Below are 896 nucleotides of genomic sequence, written 5' to 3'. Positions count from 1 at the left end.
CCTGCGCCAGATCAGATCTGGCATATCGGTGAGCGCTGACCAGTGGGCGTCAAGGCATATGCGCTGAGCGCATCGTGCAGATCAAGGTTCGTTATTGGCGATGAGGTGTCGTCAAATGCTTGAGCTACATGGCTGTGCTATGTCTCTTAGGGGCGACGGGTTGTGAAACCTTGCCGTTGGTCAAGTTTGCCAGCTTCATTTGTCAACAGGTGACTTGTTGCAGCACGTACCTTGGGTGAGCCTGAAATGCAGGCGAAATCTCCCCATTCAGGGGAAAGGAAAACTCATGGAAATCAAGACAAGCACCATGTGGAACATCGTGTTGGCGGGTGGGCTGTTGGCTGGTGCTAACGACGCGTATGCTTGCTGCCCAGGTGGCATCCATCACGTTCCTCCTGCGCCGACTGTTGGCCTCGGCGAAAGCTTGCCGAATGCCCGGAATCTGTCGCTAGATCCGGCGTGGAGCATCTACGAGTTTCAGCGCGATGGAGTGGCCTATCTGCAAGTCAATGATTTGACAGGACACGTGCGTGCCGTAGTCGGTAATGTCAGCGGCGTGTTGTGGGTGTTGCCGATGGGGGCTGATGTATCGCGTGTGTCATTACCAGCGAAGGGAAGCGAAGCAAAGGGGGCGTTGGTCTACCAGACATCGGCTTTCATCGTGCGCGTCACACCAGGTCGTCGTGGTAATAGCTGGGAGATCACTGCCGCAGATTGATCCTTGCATTGAGTGCCTCGGAAACGAGGAAACTAAGGCTATAGGCATGGCGGCGTCGGCAGGTGCCGCCATGCGTTTTGAGTCTGGATGCTAGTTCCGAGTCCACATCATGCGCAAAGTGCTTAACATGATCCTGTGGCGATACGTAGGCGATGATGCAGACAGTGATCCCCTGGTG

At 55.4% G+C, this 896-nt stretch carries 1 protein-coding gene and 1 pseudogene; one reads left to right on the top strand and one right to left on the bottom strand.

Translation table 11 applies throughout. The features are described from left to right. Positions 1-286: 286 nt before the first annotated feature. Entirely contained in the window at positions 287-718 is a 432-nt protein-coding gene (locus tag XANALMUS060_RS17225; RefSeq protein WP_045739491.1) for a hypothetical protein, read from the top strand. Here XANALMUS060_RS17225 and XANALMUS060_RS22595 read toward each other — a convergent pair. Beyond that, positions 702-896, bottom strand: a pseudogene (locus tag XANALMUS060_RS22595) (histidine kinase); the annotation flags it as partial. The gene XANALMUS060_RS17225 and the pseudogene XANALMUS060_RS22595 sit on opposite strands and share 17 nt — an antisense overlap.

Origin of the sequence: Xanthomonas sp. MUS 060 (genome assembly GCF_000963215.1) — a bacterium.
Lineage (GTDB): Bacteria > Pseudomonadota > Gammaproteobacteria > Xanthomonadales > Xanthomonadaceae > Xanthomonas_A.
This window is presented reverse-complemented; position numbering and strand designations above follow the sequence as displayed.